The sequence below is a fragment of the Promicromonospora alba genome (assembly GCF_042654905.1).
GTDB lineage: Bacteria > Actinomycetota > Actinomycetes > Actinomycetales > Cellulomonadaceae > Promicromonospora > Promicromonospora alba.
The window spans coordinates 782953-805592 of the sequence record NZ_JBHSFI010000003.1 but is presented as its reverse complement, the minus strand read 5'-3'; the positions used below and the strand labels follow the sequence as shown (position 1 = coordinate 805592).

At 69.8% G+C, this 22640-nt stretch carries 26 protein-coding genes and 1 pseudogene; 16 read left to right on the top strand and 11 right to left on the bottom strand.

All coding sequences use genetic code 11. From position 1 onward, the window contains the following. Positions 1 to 5: 5 nt before the first annotated feature. Both ACFO6V_RS08820 and ACFO6V_RS08815 read left to right on the top strand, forming a co-directional pair. Positions 6 to 1790, top strand: a complete 1785-nt coding sequence (locus ACFO6V_RS08820; RefSeq protein WP_377134324.1) for a cytochrome b/b6 domain-containing protein — start codon at positions 6 to 8, stop codon at positions 1788 to 1790. 112 nt (positions 1791 to 1902) lie between these two features. Next, positions 1903 to 2481, top strand: a complete 579-nt coding sequence (locus ACFO6V_RS08815; protein ID WP_377134322.1) for a dihydrofolate reductase family protein — start codon at positions 1903 to 1905, stop codon at positions 2479 to 2481. Here the strand turns inward: ACFO6V_RS08815 and ACFO6V_RS08810 are convergent. Continuing rightward, the gene (locus tag ACFO6V_RS08810; RefSeq protein ID WP_377134320.1) at positions 2462 to 3106 is read right to left on the bottom strand and encodes a dihydrofolate reductase family protein; all 645 of its coding nucleotides are present in this window, start codon (positions 3104 to 3106) and stop codon (positions 2462 to 2464) included. The two genes, ACFO6V_RS08815 and ACFO6V_RS08810, sit on opposite strands and share 20 nt — an antisense overlap. Before the next feature lie 139 nt (positions 3107 to 3245). Between ACFO6V_RS08810 and ACFO6V_RS08805 the strand changes: the two genes are divergently transcribed. Further along, positions 3246 to 4232 (top strand): ArsR/SmtB family transcription factor, encoded by a 987-nt coding sequence (locus tag ACFO6V_RS08805; RefSeq protein ID WP_377134318.1) that lies wholly within the window; start codon positions 3246 to 3248, stop codon positions 4230 to 4232. 46 nt (positions 4233 to 4278) lie between these two features. Here ACFO6V_RS08805 and ACFO6V_RS08800 read toward each other — a convergent pair whose 3' ends face one another. Continuing rightward, positions 4279 to 4944 (bottom strand): SDR family NAD(P)-dependent oxidoreductase, encoded by a 666-nt coding sequence (locus ACFO6V_RS08800; protein ID WP_377134316.1) that lies wholly within the window; start codon positions 4942 to 4944, stop codon positions 4279 to 4281. A 149-nt stretch (positions 4945 to 5093) separates the two neighbouring features. On the opposite strand from ACFO6V_RS08800, the gene ACFO6V_RS08795 reads away from it, so the two are divergent. Both ACFO6V_RS08795 and ACFO6V_RS08790 read left to right on the top strand, forming a co-directional pair. Next, positions 5094 to 5504 carry a winged helix-turn-helix transcriptional regulator gene (locus ACFO6V_RS08795; protein WP_377134314.1) on the top strand — a complete coding sequence of 137 codons (411 nt, stop codon included), beginning with the start codon at positions 5094 to 5096 and terminating at the stop codon, positions 5502 to 5504. 68 nt (positions 5505 to 5572) lie between these two features. Then, on the top strand, positions 5573 to 5902 hold the full coding sequence (locus ACFO6V_RS08790) for a hypothetical protein (protein ID WP_377134312.1): 330 nt from the start codon (positions 5573 to 5575) through the stop codon (positions 5900 to 5902). On the opposite strand, the gene ACFO6V_RS08785 is transcribed toward ACFO6V_RS08790, so the two are convergent. Further along, positions 5888 to 6799: a LysR family transcriptional regulator gene (locus tag ACFO6V_RS08785; protein WP_377134310.1), complete on the bottom strand. Its 912-nt coding sequence runs from the start codon at positions 6797 to 6799 to the stop codon at positions 5888 to 5890. The genes ACFO6V_RS08790 and ACFO6V_RS08785 overlap by 15 nt on opposite strands. A 203-nt stretch (positions 6800 to 7002) precedes the next feature. Here ACFO6V_RS08785 and ACFO6V_RS08780 point away from each other — a divergent pair, with 203 nt between their 5' ends. From ACFO6V_RS08780 to ACFO6V_RS08765, 4 genes and pseudogenes are all read left to right on the top strand, one after another. Next, entirely contained in the window at positions 7003 to 7737 is a 735-nt protein-coding gene (locus ACFO6V_RS08780; RefSeq protein WP_377134308.1) for an SDR family NAD(P)-dependent oxidoreductase, read from the top strand. A gap of 21 nt (positions 7738 to 7758) precedes the next feature. Continuing rightward, a pseudogene (locus ACFO6V_RS08775) lies at positions 7759 to 8397 on the top strand (NADPH-dependent F420 reductase); the annotation flags it as partial. A 61-nt stretch (positions 8398 to 8458) separates the two neighbouring features. Then, complete coding sequence (locus ACFO6V_RS08770) at positions 8459 to 9403, top strand: SDR family oxidoreductase (protein ID WP_377134306.1); 945 nt, start codon at positions 8459 to 8461, stop codon at positions 9401 to 9403. 69 nt (positions 9404 to 9472) lie between these two features. Then, complete coding sequence (locus ACFO6V_RS08765) at positions 9473 to 9895, top strand: hypothetical protein (protein ID WP_377134304.1); 423 nt, start codon at positions 9473 to 9475, stop codon at positions 9893 to 9895. A gap of 4 nt (positions 9896 to 9899) precedes the next feature. On the opposite strand, the gene ACFO6V_RS08760 is transcribed toward ACFO6V_RS08765, so the two are convergent. Beyond that, entirely contained in the window at positions 9900 to 10391 is a 492-nt protein-coding gene (locus ACFO6V_RS08760; protein WP_377134302.1) for an SRPBCC family protein, read from the bottom strand. 223 nt (positions 10392 to 10614) lie between these two features. Between ACFO6V_RS08760 and ACFO6V_RS08755 the strand changes: the two genes are divergently transcribed. Beyond that, on the top strand, positions 10615 to 11190 hold the full coding sequence (locus ACFO6V_RS08755; protein ID WP_377134300.1) for a pyridoxamine 5'-phosphate oxidase family protein: 576 nt from the start codon (positions 10615 to 10617) through the stop codon (positions 11188 to 11190). Positions 11191 to 11289: 99 nt separating this feature from the next. On the opposite strand, the gene ACFO6V_RS08750 is transcribed toward ACFO6V_RS08755, so the two are convergent. The 3 genes from ACFO6V_RS08750 to ACFO6V_RS08740 all read right to left on the bottom strand — a co-directional run bounded on the left by ACFO6V_RS08750 (position 11290) and on the right by ACFO6V_RS08740 (position 13428). After that, positions 11290 to 11730 carry a roadblock/LC7 domain-containing protein gene (locus ACFO6V_RS08750; protein WP_116676091.1) on the bottom strand — a complete coding sequence of 147 codons (441 nt, stop codon included), beginning with the start codon at positions 11728 to 11730 and terminating at the stop codon, positions 11290 to 11292. Between the two features lie 306 nt (positions 11731 to 12036). Further along, positions 12037 to 12606 (bottom strand): TetR/AcrR family transcriptional regulator, encoded by a 570-nt coding sequence (locus ACFO6V_RS08745; RefSeq protein WP_377134298.1) that lies wholly within the window; start codon positions 12604 to 12606, stop codon positions 12037 to 12039. 51 nt (positions 12607 to 12657) lie between these two features. After that, positions 12658 to 13428 (bottom strand): C40 family peptidase, encoded by a 771-nt coding sequence (locus ACFO6V_RS08740; RefSeq protein ID WP_377134296.1) that lies wholly within the window; start codon positions 13426 to 13428, stop codon positions 12658 to 12660. A gap of 221 nt (positions 13429 to 13649) precedes the next feature. On the opposite strand from ACFO6V_RS08740, the gene ACFO6V_RS08735 reads away from it, so the two are divergent. Beyond that, on the top strand, positions 13650 to 14312 hold the full coding sequence (locus ACFO6V_RS08735) for a histidine phosphatase family protein (RefSeq protein WP_377134294.1): 663 nt from the start codon (positions 13650 to 13652) through the stop codon (positions 14310 to 14312). A gap of 60 nt (positions 14313 to 14372) precedes the next feature. Continuing rightward, on the top strand, positions 14373 to 15116 hold the full coding sequence (locus tag ACFO6V_RS08730) for a class I SAM-dependent methyltransferase (protein ID WP_377134292.1): 744 nt from the start codon (positions 14373 to 14375) through the stop codon (positions 15114 to 15116). Between the two features lie 3 nt (positions 15117 to 15119). Here ACFO6V_RS08730 and ACFO6V_RS08725 read toward each other — a convergent pair whose 3' ends face one another. Next, a complete protein-coding gene (locus ACFO6V_RS08725; RefSeq protein WP_377134290.1) occupies positions 15120 to 15881 on the bottom strand; it encodes a MerR family transcriptional regulator in 762 nt (253 codons plus the stop codon). A gap of 134 nt (positions 15882 to 16015) precedes the next feature. Further along, positions 16016 to 18106, bottom strand: a complete 2091-nt coding sequence (locus tag ACFO6V_RS08720; RefSeq protein WP_377134288.1) for a HelD family protein — start codon at positions 18104 to 18106, stop codon at positions 16016 to 16018. A 201-nt stretch (positions 18107 to 18307) separates the two neighbouring features. On the opposite strand from ACFO6V_RS08720, the gene ACFO6V_RS08715 reads away from it, so the two are divergent. Beyond that, positions 18308 to 18664 (top strand): DUF3467 domain-containing protein, encoded by a 357-nt coding sequence (locus ACFO6V_RS08715; protein WP_377134286.1) that lies wholly within the window; start codon positions 18308 to 18310, stop codon positions 18662 to 18664. 268 nt (positions 18665 to 18932) lie between these two features. Then, the gene (locus ACFO6V_RS08710) at positions 18933 to 19301 is read left to right on the top strand and encodes an STAS domain-containing protein (protein ID WP_377134284.1); all 369 of its coding nucleotides are present in this window, start codon (positions 18933 to 18935) and stop codon (positions 19299 to 19301) included. Positions 19302 to 19352: 51 nt separating this feature from the next. On the opposite strand, the gene ppgK is transcribed toward ACFO6V_RS08710, so the two are convergent. Then, on the bottom strand, positions 19353 to 20099 hold the full coding sequence (gene ppgK, locus ACFO6V_RS08705) for a polyphosphate--glucose phosphotransferase (protein ID WP_377134282.1): 747 nt from the start codon (positions 20097 to 20099) through the stop codon (positions 19353 to 19355). 14 nt (positions 20100 to 20113) lie between these two features. Between ppgK and ACFO6V_RS08700 the strand changes: the two genes are divergently transcribed. Further along, positions 20114 to 20299 carry an SPOR domain-containing protein gene (locus ACFO6V_RS08700; protein WP_377134280.1) on the top strand — a complete coding sequence of 62 codons (186 nt, stop codon included), beginning with the start codon at positions 20114 to 20116 and terminating at the stop codon, positions 20297 to 20299. Positions 20300 to 20364: 65 nt separating this feature from the next. Here the strand turns inward: ACFO6V_RS08700 and panB are convergent, their stop codons facing one another. Then, the gene (gene panB / locus ACFO6V_RS08695; RefSeq protein WP_377134278.1) at positions 20365 to 21195 is read right to left on the bottom strand and encodes a 3-methyl-2-oxobutanoate hydroxymethyltransferase; all 831 of its coding nucleotides are present in this window, start codon (positions 21193 to 21195) and stop codon (positions 20365 to 20367) included. A 104-nt stretch (positions 21196 to 21299) separates the two neighbouring features. Here panB and glnA point away from each other — a divergent pair, with 104 nt between their 5' ends. Beyond that, on the top strand, positions 21300 to 22634 hold the full coding sequence (gene glnA, locus ACFO6V_RS08690; protein WP_357455313.1) for a type I glutamate--ammonia ligase: 1335 nt from the start codon (positions 21300 to 21302) through the stop codon (positions 22632 to 22634). Positions 22635 to 22640: the final 6 nt, after the last annotated feature.

The window sequence follows — 22640 nt, the reverse complement described above, 5'->3', positions numbered from 1 at the left end:
CCACCGTGGCGACGTTCACCCAGGGTCTTCGTCAGGGGCTGCCGCGTCATCCCGGCGGACCGGGCTGGCCTCCGGCCGGCGCGGCGGCGGCTCCGGCAGCGGCCGAGGGCACCGCTGCGCAGGAGGCGGCCGAGCCTGCGCCCGCCGTGGTGGCTGCTGAGCCAGCACATGCTGTGTCGGCTGCCGAGCCCGCGCTCGCAGCGACGGCTGCCGAGCCCGCGGCTGGTGCCGCGCAAGCCCCGGCTCCGGCCGACGCCGTCGAGGTCACCGTGCGCCGCGGCCTGCCGCGCGTCGCCGGTGGCGAGCCCTGGCCGCCGACGGCGGTCGTCCGGGTGGACCGCTCCCCGGCCCTCGCGGTGACCCCGGACGCCGGCCCGCCTGCCGTGGCTAGCAGTACCGCCGTCGTGGACGAGGAGACGGTCGCAGCGACCGCGGACTCGCCCGCCACCGCGGACGTCCCGGCCGCCGTCGGGCCGGCTGGACCGAGCGCCGACACCGTCACGGAACAGGTGGCGCTGCGCCGTGGCCTGCCGCGGATCGCCGGCGGCGAGCCCTGGCCTCCGGCGGAGACTGTCACGGTCCAGCGACGGGTCGCCGTCGCCCCCGTTGCGGCGACCGTGCCGACGGCGACAGAGCCTTCCCGTGCCGAGCTGGCCGACGGCAGGTCATCCGCGCCCGAGCCTGCGCAGCCGGTCCCGGTGCCGAGCGCTGCCGAGAGCGAGAGCGCACCGGCCGTCCAGGCGCCTGCCGCCGTCGAACCCGTCCTGGAGACCCCGGCCGCGCCTGTGAGCGCGACCGAGCCGGCACGCCCGACCGAGCCCGCACGATCGACCGTCCCCGCACGCCCGACCGCGCCCGCACGACCCGCCGAGCCCGCGCGGGAGCCGCGCAGGATCGGCTCGCGCACCCTGGGCGAGTGGGCGCGGCTGCTCGGGTGGGGTCTGGCCGGCGTCGTCGCCGCTGCGGGGATCATCGTGCTGGCCGCGCGCGGCGTGACCACGCTGCCGGGCGTGCCCGAGTTCCTGGAGCGCTACCCCGGGTCCTACGAGCTGCCCGAGTCCGCCCCCGTCGGCTTCCCCGTCTGGGCGAACTGGATGCACTACCTCAACTTCTTCTTCCTGGTGCTGATCGTCCGCACGGGTCTGCAGGTGCGGTACCAGAAGACCCCGCCCGCCTACTGGACGCCCGCCAAGGGCGGCAAGAAGATCAGCATCAACCTGTGGCTGCACACCGGCATCGACCTGCTGTGGCTGGCCAACGGGGCAGCGTTCGTGGTGCTCCTGTTCGTGACCGGCCACTGGATACGGATCGTGCCGACCTCGTGGGAGGTCTTCCCGAACGCGGCGTCCGCGATGCTGCAGTACCTCACGCTGAACTGGCCCACCGAGCACGGCTGGGTGAACTACAACAGCCTGCAGCAGCTCATGTACTTCACGGTGGTGTTCGTCGCCGCCCCGCTGGCGGCGATCACCGGGCTGCGCATGAGCGAGTGGTGGCCCAAGGACGCGGACCGGCTGAACAGGATCTACCCGGCGCCGGTGGCCCGGGCGATCCACTTCCCGACGATGCTCTTCTTCGTGCTGTTCGTGATCGTGCACGTCACCCTGGTGTTCGCCACGGGAGCGCTGCGCAACCTGAACCACATGTTCGCGGCCTCGGACTCGGTCAGCTGGGTGGGCTTCGCCTGGTTCGCGGGAGGACTCGTCGTCGCGGTCGCGGCGGTCGTCGCGGCGCGGCCGCTGGTGATCGCGCCGATCGCCTCCCTGGTCGGCAAGGTCAGCAGCCGCTGAGCGGCCGGCGCTGTCGTGGTGGATCGGGGCACCGATGAGTAGGGGCCTCGGTGGTCGTCTGAGTTGAGTACGTTCCGCGAACGCGGGCGCGCCTCAAGGGAGACCACCAAAGATGAGACCACTCCGATACTCCATCAACGTCACGCTCGACGGCTGCTGCCATCACGAGGCAGGACTCCCTCCGGACGAGGAGTCGATGGGCTACTGGACCGCTGAGATGGAGCGGGCCGATGCCCTGCTCTTCGGCAGGGTGACCTACGAGATGATGGAGTCGGCATGGCGGAGGCCGGCCGACGGCTCCTGGCCCGACTGGATGGGGGAGTGGGAGGTCCCGTTCGCCGAGGCCATCGACCAGGCGAAGAAGCACGTCGTGACGAGCACGCTGAGCGAGGTCGACTGGAACGCAGAGCTGGTGCGAGGCGACTTGGGGCCAGCCGTTCAGCGGCTCAAGGAGCAGCCAGGCGAGGGCCTGTGGGTGGGTGGCGTGACGCTTCCTCTCGCGTTGGCAGACCTGGGACTGATCGACGAGTACGAGTTCGTCGTGCAGCCGGTTGTCGCCGGACACGGGCCGACGTTGCTCGCCGGTCTGCGCGAGCGCATCCAGCTCGAGCTCGTGGATCGCCACGAGTTCCGGTCGGGGGCGGTCGCGATGCGATACCGGCCCTCGCGCGTCAGCCTTCCGTCCGCGTGAACGTCAGGTGCGTGACACCGCTGGGTGAGGTGACGGCCTCGACGTCGAAGTCCTTCTCCAGCCCCTCCAGGCCGTCCCAGAGGCGAGAGCCGCGGCCCAGAAGGATCGGCACCTGGACGACGTGCAGGTGGTCGATCAGCCCGGCGGAGAGGAAGTCGCGGATGATCGTGGCGCCGCCGCCGATGCGCACGTCCTTGCCGCCTGCCGCCTCGCGGACCTGCTCGAGCACCTCCTGGGGAGTGCCCTCGACGAAGTAGAAGGTGGTCCCGCCCTCCATCTCGATCGGCTCGCGGGCGTGGTGCGTGAGCACGAACGTCGGAGTGTGGAACGGCGGGTTCGGACCCCACCAGCCCTTCCAGTCCGGGTCCTCGTGCCATCCGGGCGGGCCGAACTTGTTGGCCCCCATGATCTCGGCTCCGATGCCCGGCTCGAACTGACGGGCGAAGGCGTCGTCGACGCCGCGGCTGCCGCCGGGCTCGTTCGCCCCGCGCCACCACCGGGTGGCGAACATCCACTCGTGCAGTCGTTCGCCGGCATGGCCGAAGGGGGTCTCCCGGGTCTGGGGCTCACCGGTGCCGAACCCGTCGAGCGAGATGGCGAAGCTGGTGACGCGAGTGCGTGACATGGCCGGTTCTCCTTCGGTTCGCGCTGGATTTCGGATGAGGTCGAAACGTGCGACCGACTCTGGCCGAAGCGCTCGGAGGCGGCGAGACTTTTAGCGTGGGCTAAAGGCCCGCTGCGTGCAGCCGGGGTGTCGAGGAGACGTGAGAGTGATCGAGTGGCGCATGCGCACCGAGGACGTCATCCGGATCAGGTTCGCCTACTCACCGCTGATGGAGCTGGTGCTCAGCCTCATCACGTTGCGTGCGCCCAGGGAGCACTCGGCGCACCTGCCGTGGGTGCGGGCGACCCGCCCCTTGGTCGCCGGGCTCGATCTGGCCGAGGTGTACGCGCTGGTTCCGGTGCACGGTTGGATGGCCGACTTCGTCTCCTTCACCCCGACCGAACCACAGCCCGACATCACGACCGAGCTCGACACGATCCGGCGTACGCCACCGCTGCGAGTCATCTCTGACCTCGCCGATACGGCAGACGTGCCCCAGGAGATCGCCGACCGGATTCGCGCGGACCCTCGAGCCGCCACGGCTCGCATCGCCGACACGCTCGAGTCCTACTGGGACACGGCACTGGCCCAGCACTGGCCGAGCATCCTGCGACTCCTGGAGGCCGAGGTGTGGCGGCGGTCGAAACGCCTGGCCGACGGCGGCCTGCAGGCGCTCTTCGACGACCTGCACGAGTCCGTCAGCCTCGACGGAGACCGCCTCCGCGTGGCGGATCCGGTCGAGTGGAGCGGCGAGCTGACCGGTACCGGGCTGACGCTGGTGCCGCATGCGATGGGCTGGCCCTCGGTACGCAAGATGACCGGCAGGCTCAAGCCCTGGTCGACCGACGACCGGTACCAGCCGATGATCGCCTACCCGGCTCGCGGCGTCGCCACGCTGTGGGAGACCACACCGCCGCCTCCACCCGATGCGTTGGCGGGCCTGATCGGGCGAACCCGTGCCACCATCCTGCTGGCTCTCGCGGAGCCTGCGACCACTACCTCGCTCGCCGGCCGGCTGGGACTCACCCCGGGGGGTGTCAGCCAGCACCTGTCGATCCTGCGGGCGAGCGAGCTCGTCACCCGGACACGGGTCGCCGGGACGGTGCTGTACAGCAGGACCACGCGAGGCGACGCCCTGGTCGGGTGACCCCTGGGGGCGACTTACTCCCGCAAGGCACCGCTCCGCACCGTGGCTACTCGTCGAGGGCGACGTAGTGCAGCTCCGGCTCGGTGCGGGTCTCGTAGAGCTTGGGGTAGACGGCGGCGATCACGCTGGCCTCGGCGTCGGGGTTCCCGCCTCCGATCCAGGCGCTGATGCCGACGTGGGCGACGTAGATGCCGTGCTGGCTCAGTTCCTTGTGCAGGTTCAGGGTCCAGTTGCGCAGGCCCGCGGCGGCGATGTTGATGTCGGCCAGGAAGGGCACCGGGTCGATGGCGCCGCCTCCGTTGGTCACCAGGATCGTTCCGCTCCCGGCTTCGATCATGTCCGGGATGACCTGCTTGATCGCGTGGATCCCGCCGTGCAGGTAGAAGTCGAGCTGAGGTCCGAGAGTGGCGGGGTCGACGTCCAGGACGCTCGTCATGCCGAGGCCCCGGTCGGCGGGGGAGAACTCCAGGACGTCGATGCGTCCGAAGCGCTCCTTGATCTCGGCGAAGGCGCGGGTGATCGTGTCGGGCTGGGCGATGTCGGCGGGGAAGCCGGCGGCCTCGATGCCCTCGTCCTTCAGCTGGGTTGCGAGCGTGTCGAGCTTGACGGCGTTGCGGGCGATCAGCGCGACAGTGAAGCCCTTGGCGCCGAAGGCGCGGGCGATCTCGATGCCCAGGCCGGGTCCGGCTCCGATGATGGCGAAAACAGGCACGGGTGGTTCTCCTCAGCTTGGGGGAGTGTCGGTCCATCTCAGGGTGAACCCAATACTCACTATTTGTGCGTAGCCCCATCATGCGTGAGGATTGGGAGCCTTACAAAAGGCACATGCGTGTGCGTAACCGGAGAGAAAGGTGCGTGCCGATGGATTCCGTCGCAGCCCAGGACGACAACGCCGCGCTCCCGGGCCCGTGCTCGCGCTGGCCCGCCGAGAGCATCGGCACCATCCGCCAGGTCATGGCCAGGGCAGGCGACAAGTGGAGCACCCTCGTGGTCGCGACCTTGCAAGACGGGCCGCTGCGGTACACCGATCTGCAGCGCGCCATCCCCGGCATCTCCCAGCGCATGCTGACGTTGACCCTGCGCCAGCTCCAGCGCGACGGCCTCGTCACCCGAACCGCCTACGCCGAGGTCCCACCCCGCGTCGAGTACGCCCTCACGGCTCTCGGGACGACGCTGCTCGGCGTCGTGCTGTCCCTCATCGACTGGGCCGGCACGCACCACCAGGACATCCACCAGAACCAGATCGCCTACGACGCCGCCCAGGCCGACTGACCAGCTGATCCGCTGTTCACGCCCTACTTCCGTCGATTCCCGGACGGTTCGATGGCACGCTTCACCTCGTGAGCTACGAGACGAGCGACGACCTGACTGGCACCACGAAGGCTGCTTCCGACGAGCGGGAGGTCCACAGCTCGGCCGGTTCGCTCGCGCTGGGGCTCGGCCTGATCTTCGGGGGAGTTGCCGTCGTGCTTCTGGCGGGTGTGTTGGTCGCGGTGAACGGGACAGCTGTGGTGATGGCATGGTTCTTCGGGGGCGCGGCGATCATCGCCGGCGTCATCCAGTTCATCGTCGGGGTCTATCAATGCGCCGACAACATCGACAGGGCGGCGAAGGTGCTGATCGACGGACAGCGGGCCAGCCAGAAGTCGGACGACTCAACCGCGCTTTGAGACGGTGTCGTTCATCAGCTGCCACATCTCGTAGTTACCGCATTCTGCCGTGATCTCGGCGGTCGCCTGGGCGGCGGCGAAGAAATCGTCGGCCATCGCCGAGATGCGTGATTCCGCCATCGCGATAAATACCTGGTCGGGTGCCAGGTCCGAGACCGGTACATAACTGATGTCCGGCCGCGAATAGAACACCGTCTCCGAACGCGCCACGAACGAGATGCCGCGGCCGGCCGCGACGTGCTCGAGCTTCTCCTCCACCCCGCGCACCCGGAGCCCGGAGTCGGGGTGCGGACGCCTGGTGGGCTGCGTGCCCGCGCCGGCATGCCAGACGAGCGGCTCGCCGGCCAGGTCGACCTCGGTGACCTCCTCCTTGCCGGCCAGCCGGTGACCGGTGGGCAGCGCCACCATGAGCGGCTCGGTGTAGAGGGGAGTCAGGCGCAGGCCGGCCTCGTCGATGGGTAGCCGCACATAGCCGACGTCGACGCGGCCGTCGAGCAGCATCGGGACCTGGTCGTCCCACTCCATGCGCTGCACGTCCACGACGACGTCCGGATGTCGGCCCCCGAACTCTCGCGCCGCGGGGATGACCGGGATACCGGCCCGAAAACCGACCACGAGCCGCTGGCTGCCGCGGGCGGTCCCGGACACCCGGCGCCTGACCGCGTGCGCGGAGGCGAGCAGCGGGCCGGCGTCGTCCAGGAGCTGTTGACCCGCTTCGGTGAGCTCGACGCCGTGGCTGTCCCTGATGAACAGCGAGGCACCCAGATCCTGTTCGAGCGCTCGGATCTGCCGGCTGAGGACCGGCTGCGCGATGTGCAGATCTTCGGCCGCGCGGCCGAAGTGCAGCCGGTCGGCGACGGCGACGAAGTAGCGCAGCTTGCGCAGGTCCAGATCCATGAGGCCTCCCGGTGCGGCAATGCCCCCAAGGTATCACCACGGCTGAAAAGGGTCTTGGACAACCCGTTCAAGCCAATGGCATCGTTCATGGGACGGGCCGAATTCGGCACAAGAATTCGGCACAAGAATTCGGTCCGGGAATCCGGTCCGAAAAACTCTGGGTCGGGTTGCCCAACAATGCCAAACAATGCGACGGAGTGACCGTGGGAAAGCTCGATGGAAAAGTAGCGGTGATCACCGGCGGATCCGCCGGTATGGCACTGGCCGGCGCCAGGCTGTTCGTCGAGGAAGGGGCGCACGTCTTCATCCAGGGCCGTCGGCAGGAGGCGCTGGACGAGGCGGTCAGGCTGATCGGCCGCAACGTCACCGCCGTCCAGGGTGACGCGGCCGACCTGGCAGACCTGGACCGCTTGTACGACACCGTCAAGCGCGAGAAGGGCTCGATCGACGTGCTGTGGGCTCATGCCGGGATGGGTGAAGCCGCCGTCCTCGGCGAGATCACCGAGGAACAGTTCGACCGCGCTTTCGGGCTCAACGCACGCGGCACCCTGTTCACCGTGCAGAAGGCGCTCCCGCTGATGAACGACAACGGATCGATCCTGATGACCGGATCCAACGCCTCCCTCGGCGCCTTCCCCGGCTGGAGCGTCTACGCGGGAAGCAAGGCCGTCCAGCAGGCGTGGGCCCGCGTCTGGCTCAACGAGCTGCGCGACCGCAAGATCCGGGTCAACGTCCTGACCCCCGGCCAGGTCGCCACCGCGAAGCAGGAAGAGCTGTTCGACGACGAGACCAGGGCCGCGTTCGAGTCCCTCATTCCCCGGGGGCAGATGGGCCGCCCCGAGGAGATCTCCACTCTCGCCCTGTTCCTCGCCTCCGACGACTCCAGCTACGTCAACGGCCTGGAGCTCGTCGCCGACGGCGGCACCACCGCCATCTGAACCACCCGCCTCGCAAACAGGAAGAGAGCACACCTCATGAGCAGCATCACCATCATCGGCACGGGAAACATGGCCCGCGCCATCGGCACGCGCGCGGTGGCGGGCGGCAGCACCGTCGAGGTCATGGGACGCGACCGGTCCAAGGTCGACGGCCTGGCCAAGGCTCTGGGCGGCGGCACGACGGCGGGCACGTGGGGCGCCGTACCGGCCGGGGACATCGTCATCACCGCCCTGCTGGCCGACGGCGTCGTCCCGGTCGTCGCCGAGTACGGAGACGCCCTCGCGGGCAAGGTCGTCGTCGACATCAGCAACCCCTTCAACACCACGTTCGACGGCCTGGCACACCGTGAGGAGACCTCGATCGCGTTGGAGGCCGCCAAGGTGGCCCCGGCCGGCACCAGCGTGGTGAAGGCGTTCAACACCATCTTCCGCAACGTCCTGGAGCAGGGCCGGCCCGACGTCTTCATCGCCGGTGACGACGCACAGGCCAAGGCGGACGTGGCGGCATTCGTCGAGAGCCTCGGGCTGCGCCCGCGGGACGTCGGCGGCCTGAAGATGGCGCACTGGCTCGAAGGGATGGGCCTGGTCACCGTGGGCCTCGCGGGCAACGGCGTCGGCCACTGGGACTTCGCCCTCGGCGTCGACGAGTTCACCGGCTGAGCGCACCTCGCGCCGCTCACCAGCAACCACCCACAGAGCAGCACTCACAAGGAGCAGCAGCTTGCGCGTCCTCGTCACTGGCGGGACCGGCCATTCCGGTTCGCACATCATCCCCGAGCTCGTCGCCGCGGGGCACGAGGTCACCGGCCTGGCCCGGTCGGACACCGCCGCGGCGGCCCTGTCCGCGCTCGGCGCGCAGGTCCGCCGCGGCGACCTCCAGGACCTCGACGGGCTCAAGGAGGCCGCAGCGGACTCCGACGGCGTCATCCACGTCGCGCACCGGCAGGACCAGCTGCCGTCCGGCGGGATCGCCGCCGTCGCCGCCGCGGAGCTCCCGGTCGTGCTCGCGTACGGCGAGGCACTCGCGGGAACCGGAAAGCCGCTGGTCGCGGCGGGGAGCATCGGCTCGCCGGGAAACGGGACGAGCCTGGGCCGGACGGCCACCGAGGAGGACCCGGCTCTTCCCGTCGGCGACGAGCACAGGGGCACCCTGCGGGCTCGCAACGTCGTGGAGAGCGCCGTGATCGGCCTCGCCGAGCGGGGAGTGAGGTCCTCGGTCGTGCGGATCGCCAACATCGCGCACAGCACGACCGACCGAGCCGGCTTCCTGCCGATACTGATCGCGCTCGCGAAGGAGAAGGGCTTCGCCGGCTACCCCGGAGACGGCGCGAACCTGTGGAACGCCGTGCACGCCCGCGACCTCGCCTCCGTGTTCCGCCTGGCGCTGGAGAAGGGCGAGGCCGGCAGGTACTGGCACGCGGTGGCGGACGGCGGCATCCCGGTCCGCGAGATCGCCGAGGCCATCGGCAGCAGGCTGGACCTGCCCGCCGTGAGCGTGCCCCTGGACGAGCTGATGCTGCCGGGACACTTCGGGTTCCTCGCGAACGTGGTCACGCAGAGCTATCCGGCGTCCAACCTCATCACCCGCCAGGCCCTCGGGTGGGAACCGGCTCAGCCCGGCCTGCTCGCCGATCTGGACGACGGTCACTACTTTCCCGCCGGCTGACTGCAGCGACTGCCGCGACGGGCCGGCACATTCCTGGTCATCCCGGCGGGCAGCAGTCACTATGAGCCCATGCAGACCGTGCGGCGGTTCCTGGTCCTGGCTCCGGTGGCGGTCGTCGTCACCGCGGCGGCGTACCTGATCTATCTGATGGTCGGCCCAGGTGGCTCCGTCGATCTGAGGCTCGTCGGCGCCGCGCTGCTGGTAGGGCTCTTGGGGGCGGCGATCGTGCTCGTGGCCGTCCTCGCCGTCGTCGGCCTGCTTCGTCTGTGGGGTGTCAGCAACGCCTGGGCCGCGCTGGGGCTGGCCTTCGGCGTGGTCGCAGTCATCCAGGGAATCGACTACGCGACCATCGGGGACGACGACTGGAGGATGCTCACCTTCCAGGTGCTCGCCGGCGTCCAGGTCCCCAGCTGGCTGACATTCGCGGCCGGGCTCCTGGTCGGCGATCTGCGGAACCGGGCGACGCGGAACGCTGTCCGCCCCGCCGCCTAGCCGGTCAGTCCTTCGCCTCGCGGACGTCCGTTCCCTGCTCGGCGAACGCCTTGAAGTCCCGCATGTGCTGTTGCGACTGCTTGCGGAAGACCCCGCGCATGAAGGGCGCCAGAAGTCGCATCAGCAAGCCGCTGAACCGGTACTCGTTCTCGCTCACCCAGAGCGTCGTCTCCGGCCCGGTCTCGGTGAACCGCTCGCGTGCGCCGTTCCACATGCCTTCGGCGACGATCTCGCGCTCGTAGTGGACGACGCTGTCCTTCGGGATCCCGTGCAGGTCGGCCGGTTCCCGGCGCGTGATCGTCTCGATGGCCTCCATCTCCTGCTGCCCCGTCCGCATGACGACGCGCGACCTCGTTCCTGCCTGCCCGTGCGGCCCGTTCAGCGGCTCGTGCAGCACGACTCCGCGCACCCACTTCGGCACGTGTGCGGAGTCCGCGAGCAGCTGGACCACCCGCTCCCGCGGCAGGTCGATCTCGATCGAGACGGTGTACTTCATGGCGAACGGCTCCATCTTTCCGGGAGGTACAGGTTGCCGGCAGGCCCTCTCGCCGAGACTAGGTCAGCGCCCCGGAACTTCGGTAGGGCGCCGTCCACCCCTACACACCGCACGCGACACGCGACACGTCGATGATGGCGTGCAGTGTGTAGGGGGCGCTCCCGGCTCGTCCATGTGCTGGGCGGCTCCTGACCCGTGACGGCGGTCTGGCAGCATGCGGGTCATGAAACTCCACGAGCGGATCGACGGCAGGCTGCGCGAGTTCGTCGAGCGGCAGCACCTGTTCTTCGTCGCGACGGCGCCGCTCGCCGCGGACGGGCACGTCAACGTCTCGCCGCGCGGCGTACCCGGCACCTTCGCCGTGCTCGACGAGCACACGTTCGCGTGGCTCGACGCGACCGGGAGCGGCAGCGAGACGGTGGCACACCTCCGCGAGAACGGCCGGATCACGGTGATGTTCTGCGCGTTCGACGGAGCGCCGAACATCGTCCGGTTCCACGGGACCGGCCGCGTGGTGACCCGGTACGACGACGAGTACCCTGCCCTCGCCGGTGGGTTCACCGACGTCCCCGGTGCCCGTGCGGTCATCGTGGTCGACGTCGAGCGGGTCTCGGACAGCTGCGGCTGGGGCGTTCCCCTCATGGCGTACGAGGGCGAGCGGGACCTGATGGGGCCCTACTTCGAACGCAAGGGGGAGGCCGGGCAGCAGGAGTACCGGCGGCGCAAGAACCTCACGAGCATCGACGGACTGCCGGCCTACGACGCCGACCCGGCTGTCGAGCCCAAGCCGGTCGCGTAACGCGACGAGGTGGACCCCGGCGACCCCCTGGACGCCGTCGGCCAGGGGGTCGCCGGTCGCCGCCAGACCGGTCAGCAGCGACCGGTCGGCACCAGACGGTCAGATGCCGCGGGGCTGGCGGTCCGTCGGGAGGCTGCCACGCATCTCCGAGATCAGCTGCGGCGTCAGGGTCGCCTCGGTACGGGACACGAGCAGCGCCATCTCGTAGCCGACGAGGCCGATGTCACACGTGGACTCTGCCACCACGCCCAGCACCGACCCGTTCGAGACGCTCATCAGGAACAGGAATCCCTTGTCCATCTCGATGATCGTCTGCCGGACGTTGCCGCCGTTGAGCTGACGGGAAGCTCCGCGCGTCAGGCTCGACATGCCCGAGACGATCGCTGCGAGCTGGTCACCGCTGGTGCGGTCGAGCTGGTCGGACATCGCCATGAGCAGGCCGTCCGCCGACACGACGAGCGTGTGCCGGCTGCCAGGGACGGTGCGCACGAAGTTGTCGAGCAGCCACCCGAAATTCGTTGCTTCGGTACTGAGGGTCACTCTTGTCTCTCCTACTGCGTCTGTCGTGCGCTCTCGCTGCTGGGCTGGGCGCTCGATGGTCGGCGTCCGAACCTTGCCACGTTGGTCTTGGAGTTGCGGAGCCTTTCAGCGGGCGCCCCGGCAGCGTTTCCAGCAAGTCTGTGACGCCACGGTACCCCTCGCCGCCGACTAGCCGGTACAAGGTCTTGCGATGTTCACCGAGCGCCGTCCGGGCACACGGTAAACCGATCGGTTTCCTTGCGCAAACATGGATGTCGTGAAGGTGGCTCTCGGGGCCCTGCGGGGTGGCGCGCTGGGCCGCGGCGGTCAGCGCATCCCCGCCGCGTCCAGCAGGGTGCCGACGGTGGGCATCATGAGTCCCGCCAGATGGTCGGCCCCGATGCCCGCACGCGCGCTCGCGCCGTCGAAGACCAGGATGAGCTGCCGTGCCAGCAGGTCCGGGGCACGGGCCCCGCCCGCGGCGCCCTCGGCGCGGAAGAACTCCGCGAGACCCTCCTTGACCTGGCGAGCGACCCGGCTGGCCGGATGGTCCGGGTGCTTGAGCTCGATCTGGACGACGAGGTATCGGCAGCCACGGAACTCAGGCGCCCCCGCCTGGTTCTCCAGCTGCTCGAAGACGTGCAGGATCCGCTCACGGTGCCCACGGGCGTCGTCGGCCGCGGGCAGGAGCGATGCCGCATAGGCGGCGGCGCCCCGTTCCAGGCTCGCTGCCAGCAGCTCGTCCTTGCTGTCGAAGAGCTGGTACATGGAGCGCTTCGACACGCCCGCCGTCCTGCACAGCGCCTCGATGCCGACGCCGATGCCCTGCTCGTACGAGAGGCCGGCCGCTGTCTCCAGCAGTCGCTCCCGAGGGCTGGGCCTCGTCGCTGTCGTCATGCCGGGAGTCTAGCCAGGCAACGACACGCCGAAAACTGATCGGTCTACCGGTCAGCCCACGCGGATGAAGACGGGGCCCGACTGCCAGATGCTCGTGTACCGGACGTTCTTGCCGGGTACCGGGGCCTCGATCTGCATTCCGTCGCCCGCGTAGATCGCGATGTGCCCGGGGGACCAGATCAGGTCGCCCGGCAGTGCCTCGCTGTACGAGACGGCGGTCCCGGCATAGCGCTGCGCGGCCGACGTGCGCGGCAGGTCGATCCCGACCTGGGCGAAGACGTAGGACGTGAACCCGGAGCAGTCGAAGCCGGACGGGGTGGTCCCGCCCCACACATACGGGACACCGATGTAGCGCATCGCGATGGACACGATCGACGCGCGGCGCTGCTCGGCCTCCTGCTCAGCGATCTCGGCGGCGCGCTCCGCCTGGTACGCCTCGTTCTCTGCGGCCGAGATGACGGTGACTGCCGACTTCTCGACCTTCAGCTCAGCGGTGGGGTTGACCGCGACGACGTTCGCGGCAGCCACGGTCTGGCGCGCCTGGGAGGCGAGGGCGTTGATGTCGGTCGTGTTGAGCTTGCCCTTCATCGCCGTACCGGTCAGCGACGTGCTGATCTCGGTGGACGGCGCGGCCTGCGCGGGCGGCGCGATCAGGGAGAGCAGGACGCCGGAACCTGCCGCGGCGATGACTGCTCCGCGACCAGTGATCACACCGGCCTGGCCGGTGGCGGCCTGGGCCACGGCGGTCAGGAGGGGGCGGTGTGCGGCGCGGTGACGACCACGACGGACCTGGGACGTGGCCGTGCTGGACTGGGGATCCATGAAAGCGGGGGCCTTTCAGATGGAAGGGGACCCGTGCGCGACCCGCGTGAGACCGCGCCGGGAACCGGCAAGCAGGGGACGAAGGCGACATGTCAGGCTCATAGCGAGCCCAAGAGTAACGGAACGGATACGAGGTTGACACCCCCCAACTTTCCCTGCCGTTGTTTGTCTGTTTCGGACGGCGTCTCCCGCCGCCCGAGGTCTCGGCGAGAATGCTCCCCATGAGACTTCTGCTCCTGCGGCACGGACAGACGCCCTCGAACGTGCACGGGCTCCTCGACACCGCGCACCCCGGCCCCGGGCTGACGGCGCTCGGGCAGCGTCAGGCCGCCGCGGTGCCCGGCGCGCTGCGCGACCGTCAGATCGACGCGATAGCCGTCTCCCCGCTGGTCCGGACGTCGCTCACCGCCGCCCCGCTGGCCCGGGCGCGGGAGCTGGAGCCGCTCGTCGTGGACGGCCTCCAGGAGATCGAGGCGGGCGAGCTGGAGATGGCCGGTACCCACCAGGCACACCTGCGCTACCTCAGCACCGCCTTCGCCTGGGCGCGCGGCGACGTCGGCCGCACCATGCCGGGCGGTGCGGACGGCACGGCATTCCTGGGCCGCTACGACGCGGCGGTCGCGCGGGTCGCCGCGCGAGGTGGTGACAGCGCGGTGCTGGTCTCGCACGGTGCGGCGATCCGGGTGTGGGTGTCGGCTCGGGTGGCCGGCGTGGACGTCGACCACGCCGAGCGGTCGGCGCTGGCCAACACCGGCCTGGTGGAGATCGAGGGCGACCCCGACGGTGGCTGGCGGCTGATCAGCTGGAGCGCTGACCCCGTCGGTGGCCGTGGGCTCGACGCTCCGGCGGCCGACGACCCGACCGGGGAACCGGTAGAGGACTGAACCCCGGAAGGCGCCGGAAAACAGCTGGGCCGCCGGCAACGGCGCTGGCAGGCTGGCCGGATGGACGTCACGGGGGACGAGACACGGGCCGCTTGGGCCATCGCTTCGCGCAAGTACGAGGACGAGTACGCCGAACACCTCGAACGAGCCCGAACCGCTGAGCTGCTGCCGGCCGAGGTCGACGTGCTGAGCGAGATGGTCGTCGGCGCCGACGTCGTGCACCCGATGAGCGGGCACGGCCTGGACGACGTCGCGCTGGCGCGCCTCGGCGCACGCTCCGTGCACGGACTGGACTACAGCGACGCTGCAGTCTCTAGCGCGCAGCGCCGGGCCGACGAGCTCGGCATGCCCTGCCGGTACACGCGCACGGTCATGCCCGCGAGCGGGCTGGACGACGCGTGCGCCGACCTCGTCTACACCGGCAAGGGCGCGCTCATCTGGGTCGCCGACCTGTCCGCCTTCTTCGCGGAGACGCACCGGCTGCTCCGGGCGGACGGCCGGTTCTACGTGTACGAGGCGCACCCGCTGGTGCCGCTGTGGGACTGGGACCCGGACGCGATCCGCGTCCGCCCTGATCGCGGCTACTTCGCGTCCTCGCACGTCAACGACTCGTACCCGGGCAACGGCGCGGTCGAACGCCAGCACACGCTCTCGGAGATCGTCATGGCGTGCCTGGAGGCAGGGTTCGAGATCGAGCACCTCGCCGAGCACCCCGACCCGTTCTGGCGCCCGGGCGGGATGACGGCGGCCGCGTGGGACGGGCGGCTCCCGAACGCGTTCAGCCTGCTCGCGCGGCGCGCCTGAGCGTCAGCGGTCCGTCCGTTCGCCGTCGGCGCCGGGCCGTTCGTCGGTCGTGCCGTAGATGATCTGGTTGGCGCGCGAGAGCACGTCGAGCTGGGCAGGGTTGTAGAGCTCCCGCAGCGACTCCACCATGGTGTGCTCGAGCGTGGCGGCATCCTTCGAGGCGCGGGTGGCCGGGTTGTTGAGCCACGGGTAGTCGGCCTGCTTCTGCTTGATGACGGGGGCGAAGTACTCCGCCAGCCGGACGCGCGTGGCCGTGTCGGCGTCCGGCGGCAGGGCGTCGAACTCCTCGTCCGCCTCCGTGCGCGGGTGCTCCTCCACGAGCCGCCGGATGTCGTCCATCGCCGACTCGTCGTAGACCTGCGAATAGATCATGACCAGCGACCGGTCCCGCTCCGAGAGCGTCTCCGCCACCGAGCTGAAGCCCGCCGGCAGGTCGATGGGTGCGCGGTGCCGCATGATCAGGGCGAGCTCGGCCCGCGCTCGCTGCAGCCGCTCGATGGTCGCCTCGAGCTCGGCGTCGAGCACCCGGAAGGCCTCGACGGGGTTCTCGTCCGCACGGCCCATCGACTCGATCTGCGCGAGGGGCACGCCGAGCTCGCGGAGCCGCCGGATCTGCAGGAGCCGCACCAGGTGTGGCACGCCGTACTGCTTGTAGCCGTTCGACCTGCGCTCGGGCTGCTCGAGCAGACCCGCCTCGTGGTAGTGCCGCACGGTGTTGACCGTCGTGCCCGCGAGGTCCGCGATCTGCCGGGTGCTCCACGCCACGATTGGCTCCTCTGGTCTGATCCGCCCATCGGCCGGTACACCGCCGCCGACATGCCCCAGTGGAAACTATGTCCCTGGAACATGGTCAAGCGCTCGGATCGATCGGGCCCCGGCGGGCTCCGGCAGCCGCCCGATCAGCCGACCAAGGTCTCGTCCAGGCGTTCGGCACCGAGCTCCGGCGGCAGGTCGCCGTCGTGCCGGACGACGAGGGACGTGACCGCCCGGGTGAGGCAGACGTAGAGCCGCCGTAGGCCCGTGGCGTGGTTCGGCTCGGCCGCCACTATCGCTGCCGGGTCGTGCAGCACCACGTGGTCGAACTCGAGACCCTTTGCCAGCGAGGCGGGTACCAGGTCCAGGTGCGCGTCGAACTCGGAGGCGTCGTCGGGGTCGACGTCGCCCTCGTCCGGCCCGGGTCGTTCGTCGTCCTGCTCGCCGACGACGGCGAAGGCGACGCCCGTCGCGGCGAGCGTCGTGCGGAGGTGCGCCACGGCGTCGTCGGGCACGATGAGGCCTACCGAGCCCTCGAGGCCGGCGACACCGGCGAGCACGTCGTCGAGCGGCACGTCGGTGATCGTGAGGCGGCCGCGGGCGCGGCGGACCGCCGTCGGCGGTTCGAGGCCGGGCGCGATGCTCGGCAGGAGCCGGGCGGCGAGCTCGATCACGTCGCCGGGCACGCGGAACCCCGCGGTCAGCTGCTCCACGTGCCCGTCGGGCTTCGCGAGGTGGCCGAGGACGTCCGACCAGTCGCGCGAAGCCCAGGGCGTGGTGGCCTGGGCGAGGTCGCCGAGCACGGTGAGCGAGCCCGTCGCGGCGCGGCGCCCGAGGGCGCGCAGCATCATCGCGGACAGGTCCTGCGCCTCGTCGACGACGATGTGCGCCACCGACTCCATCCGGTCCAGCAGGTCGACGATCTCGTCGAGAAGCACGAGGTCCGCGGTCGTCCAGCGTGCCGAACCGGGCGTGCGAGGTGGGCGCTCCCATGTCAGGAGGAGTTGTTCGGCCTCGGAGAGGATGCCCTCCGCGCACTCGGCGAGGAAACCGGGGTCGGAGAGCAGCCGGAAGAGCAGCCGCCGCGGCTCGACCGCCGGCCAGACGGCCGCCGCGTAGTCCCGGACCGGCTTGGTGCGGGCCAGCACGTCCCACGCCTTGTCGTCGAGCGCGTCACCGGTCTCCTCGATCTGGACGAGGACACGGTGGGCGAGAGCGTGGCGGAGCTGGGCGGCGCCGAGGGCGTACCGCACGTCCCTGGCCCTGACCTGCTCGATGGCCTCACGCGCCTCGTACGCGGGGACGCGCCAGCGGAACGAGCCGCGCGGCAGGACGAGCGTGTCCTGCGGCGTGCCGACATGCGACCAGACGGCGTTCCGCAGCACCTCCGCCATCCGGCCGTCGCCCTTGAGCGTCGCGACGTCGGCGGCCTCGGCGGCGCGGACCGGCGCGTGCGTGCCGACGATCTCCTCGATGGTCGCCTGCCTGGCGTGGATCTCGCCGAGCGCGGGCAGCACGTCGCGGATGTAACGCAGGAAGCTCTTGTTGGGCCCGACGACGAGCACACCGCGGCGCGTGAGCTGGTCGCGGTGTGCGTACAAGAGGTACGCAGCGCGGTGCAGCCCGACCGCCGTCTTGCCCGTGCCGGGCGCACCCTGCACGACGAGCGTGCGCTCGAGCGGCATGCGGACTATGACGTCCTGCTCGGGCTGGATGGTCGCGACGATGTCGCGCATCGGCCCGGTGCGCGGGCGTTCGATCTCGGCCTCGAGGATGTCCGAGTGCGCGGTGCCCGTGCCGTCCGTAGGCAGACCGGCGCGCGTCAGGTGCTCGTCCTCGAACCCGGTCAGGTGGCCGCGGGCGAAGCCGTAGCGGCGTCGGGCAGTGATGCCCATCGGCTCCTTCGGCGTGGCCCGGTAGAACGGGGTGCTCACCGGGGCGCGCCAGTCGACGACCATCGGCTCGCCGTCGCCGTCCGAGACGTGGCGCCGTCCGATGTGGAAGATCTCGGCGCTCTCCTCGATGTTGATGCGGCCGAAGAAGAGCGGGATCTCAGGGTCGTCGGTGAGCTGTTCCATCCGCCGCGCGAGCGCGGCCTCCAGCGCGTCCGCGCTGATCGGGTCCCCGGCGTAGCGGCCGTCCAGCGCGGCCACCCGATCGCGCATCCGGCCGAGCTGGGTCCGTGCCTCGGCGAGAAAGTCTCGTTCCTTGGCGAGCTCGGGCGCGTCGGCAGGCATGGGTGACCCTCCAGGAGTCGGCGTGGGATGTTCGCGGGAGCGAACGCGAGAGTCTAGTGCCGGGGACCCGATCGAGGCGGCATCTTTTCGGTGATGTGCGGGCGGCTCGCGATACATATGTCCTCGGAGTCCGTTTCCACTGTCGCACCAACGGGCCCCACGGTACGGTCGGGGAACCGCCCGGCCAATCGAGGAGCCCCAGTGTCGTCCGACGAGCTGCCCCAGGAGTTCCAGATCGACGTGCCAGACGAGATGGAGACCGGTGTGCCGGCCGACTTCGCCTCGGTATGGCATACGCCGACGTCGTTCATCCTGGACTTCATCGCCGTGAAGCAGCCCCCGAGCCCGGTCTCCGACCCCGAGTCGGGAGAAGTCACTTCGATAACGGTGCCGGGCCGTGTGGTGTCGCGAGTGCGCATTCCTCCGCAGCAGGTGTTCGAGCTCGCCAAGGCGCTCACTATGCAGCTCGACGCATGGGAGAAGGAAAGCGCACCGACCGTTCGCAATCCCGGGCTGGCAGAGGGGCCGGATGGCCCGAATCGATCGTCAGAGAAATGAATCTTGTGAATCTTTTTCTTGGACGATTGTCCAACTGGGCGCCCATATGCCCGGTCTGACCGGGTGGAATGTTCCAGTTTGGCCGGAGAAATGGTGGGTTATACCAGTCCTGAGGGGGAAATGTAAGTCTCCGAGGCTGTTCCACTTGCGATCTTCACGGATGTAGGCTTCCCGTGATCGCGACGAAGGCGTTGCAATCTCCCAGAGTTGCCCGGGGGGTCGGGCGACCCGTTCCGGCGGCCATGTCGGGGAGCAATGAACAGGGGCGATGCAAGTGAGCAACTCGGAATTCGATAACAGGGGGCGCACGGGCGGGATCATGTTCGAAGAACAGTCCCGCACGAGTGTCGTGAGTATGTGGGGAGAGATCGATGTCTCCCTGCGCGGTGAGTCCAGTGCTGCGATAGCTAATGCCCTGGAGAGGGCCAAGTCGGTAGTGATCGACACCTCGCGGGTGACGTTCATGGACTCGACGGGCGTCGCATTTCTCATGCAGATGTACACCTACGGAACGCAGGACGGACTGACCGTCACCCTTCCGGACCCACCACCGGTGGTCCGGAGCGTCATCGAGATGCTCGGGGTCGACGTGCTGTTCGCCCGGCCGGCTCAGCCCGCAGTGGCGCGGGAGGCCTGACCCGGCTCCGTCGGTGTGACCGTGCCCGGCCCGGAGGCCGGGCTCTGCTGATCAGCGCCCCGCGGCCAGCGCCGCGGCCCCCACGATGCCCGCCGCGTTCCGCAGTTGCGCGGGAACGATCGGCGCCCGCAGGTGCAGGTGCGGCAGGTACTTCTCGTGATGCTTGCTCACTCCGCCGCCCACGACGATGAGGTCGGGGGACAGCAGGTCCTCGACGACGCCGAAGTAACGTTGCAGGCGCTCGGTCCACGCCTCCCAGGACAGGTCCTCCCGCTCGCGCGCGGAGTCGGCCGCGCGGGACTCGGCGTCGTACCCGTCGATCTCGAGGTGCCCCAGCTCGGTGTTCGGCACCAGGACGCCGTCGACCACCAGTGCCGAACCGATGCCCGTGCCCAGGGTCACCACCAGCACCACGCCCTCGGTGTTGCGAGCGGCTCCGTACCGGACCTCGCCGATGCCCGCCGCGTCGGCGTCGTTCACCGCGGTGACGCTCCGGCCGGTCGCGCGCTGCACGAGCGCGGGCAGGTCGACGCCGGTCCAGGACTGGTCGAGGTTCGCCATGAACCGCACCACGCCGTGCTGCATCGGCGCGGGGAACGCGACGCCGATCGGCACGTCGTCGGCCAGGTGATAGCTGTCGACGAGCTGGGCGAGCACGTCCGCCACGGCCTGCGGGGTGGACGGTTGGGGGGTCGGGATGCGGGTCCGCTTGTCCGCGTACTCGCCGGCCACGAGATCGACGGGCGCACCCTTGATCCCCGAACCTCCGATGTCGATGCCAAACGCCAGGTCAGTCATGTCAGGATCGTCTCATGGGCACTGAGGAGCAGTACTGGTACAACACTGATACGGGCGAGGTCGAGGAGGGGCGCCGTTCCTCCTGGACTCATCTGATGGGGCCGTACGGCACTCGCGCCGAGGCGCAGCGGGCGCTGGAGAGCGCGAAGTCGCGCAACGAGTCCTGGGAGAAGGACGACGAGGACTGGCGCAAGAAATGACGCGCTGGGCACCTGTCAGACGTACAGGTCACCCGGGTGATCCGTAGGTCTGACACGTGCCGCTCCTACTTCTCGAACGAGTGCTCCGCGTCCGGGAACGACGAGTCCTTGACCTCGGAGACGTAGTCCTCCGCGGCCTGCTGCAGGGCTGCGCCGAGCTCGGCGTAGCGCCGGGCGAAGCGCGGCGACCAGCTGGTCATGCCCGCCATGTCCGTCCACACGAGGACCTGGCCGTCGCAGTGCGGCCCGGCGCCGATGCCGATGGTCGGGATGCGCACGATCTCGGTGATGCGCGCGGCGACACCCGAGGGCACCATCTCCAGGACGACGGCGACGGCGCCGGCCTCCTCGATGGCCTGCGCGTCCGCGGCCAGCGCCTCTACAGCGGAGTCGCCGCGGCCCTGGACGCGCGGTCCGCCGAGCAGGTTCTCCGACTGCGGCGTGTACCCGAGGTGCGCGACGACGGGGATACCGGCGTCGGTCAGCGCGCGGATCTGCGCCGCCGAGCGGATGCCGCCCTCGAGCTTGACCGCGTCGGCGCCGGTCTCCTTGAAGACCCGCACCGCCGTCTCCAGCGCCTGCTGCGGTCCGGCCTCGTACGAGCCGAACGGCAGGTCGATCACGACGAAGGCCCGCTTCGTGGCCCGGGCCACGGCCCGCGCGGCCGGGATCATGTCGTCGACGGTCACCGGGATGGTGGTGGCGTGGCCGTGCATGACGTTCCCGATGGAGTCACCCACGAGCAGGATGTCCATGCCGGCGGCGTCGAAGATCGCGGCCGTCACCGCGTCGTACGCGGTGAGCATCGCGAGCTTCTCGCCTCGGGCCTTGGCCTCCGCCAGGTGGTGCACACGGACCCTCTTGGGACCCTGAGTGGGTGAGGTGTGGGCGGACATGGTCCTCCTGTGGTTCGGGCGGCCTCGGTGCCGCAGGAAAGCCTACGGCCGGTCGTCCATGCCCGGTACACGCGCCTGTAACAGGTTTAGTGCAAGATGGGCCCATGGACAGGCAGCAGGAGTTCGTGCTCCGCACGGTCGAGGAGCGCGACATCCGCTTCATCCGGCTCTGGTTCACCGACGTGCTCGGTGTGCTCAAGTCTGTCGCGGTGGCGCCCGCAGAGCTCGAGTCGGCGTTCACGGAGGGCATCGGCTTCGACGGCAGCGCCATCGAGGGACTCACCCGGGTCTTCGAGGCAGACATGGTCGCCAAGCCCGACCCGACCACGTTCCAGGTACTTCCCTGGCGGGGTGAACGGCACGGCACGGGGCGCATGTTCTGCGACATTCTGACGCCGGACGGGGAACCGTCGCTGGCCGACTCCCGCAATGTGCTCAAGCGCACACTCGCCAAGGCGAGCGACCGCGGGTTCACGTTCTACACGCACCCCGAGGTGGAGTTCTACCTCTTCAATCAGATGACCAAGGGCGACCCGACGCTCGAGCCGGTCGACCAGGGCGGGTACTTCGACCACCTGGCGCGGGGGTCGACACACGACTTCCGGCGTGCGGCCATCACGATGCTCGAGTCCATGGGTATCTCGGTCGAGTTCTCCCACCACGAGGCGGGCCCGGGCCAGAACGAGATCGACCTGCGCTACGCCGACGCGCTGACCACCGCCGACAACCTCATGACGTTCCGCACGGTCGTCAAGGAGGTGGCGCTGGAGCAGGGCGTGTTCGCGTCGTTCATGCCCAAGCCCCTGGCCGACCAGCCGGGCTCCGGCATGCACACCCACGTGTCGCTGTTCGAGGACGACCGCAACGCGTTCCACGAGCCGGGCGCCCAGTTCGAGCTGTCCAAGACGGCGCGCCAGTTCATCGCCGGCCTCATGGTGCACGCGGGCGAGATCACCGCGGTCACCAACCAGTACGTCAACAGCTACAAGCGGCTCTGGGGCGGGCAGGAGGCCCCGAGCTACGTGAGCTGGGGCCACAACAACCGGTCCGCGCTGGTCCGGGTGCCGATGTACAAGCCGGGCAAGGGCAACTCGGCACGCATCGAGTACCGCGCGCTGGACTCCGCCGCGAACCCCTACCTGGCCTTCGCGGTGCTCCTGGCCGCCGGCCTCAAGGGCATCGAGGAGGGCTACGACCTCCTCGACCACACGGAGGACGACGTCTGGGAGCTCACGGCCGCCGAGCGGCGCGCCCTGGGCATCGCGCCGCTGCCGCGCGACCTCGACGAGGCGATCCAGTTCATGGAGAAGTCCGAGCTCGTCGCGGAGACCCTCGGCGAGCACGTCTTCGACTACTTCCTGCGCAACAAGCGCGAGGAGTGGGAGGCGTACAGCGCCCAGGTCACGCCGTTCGAGATCAAGCGCTTCCTGCAGCTCTGACCGTCG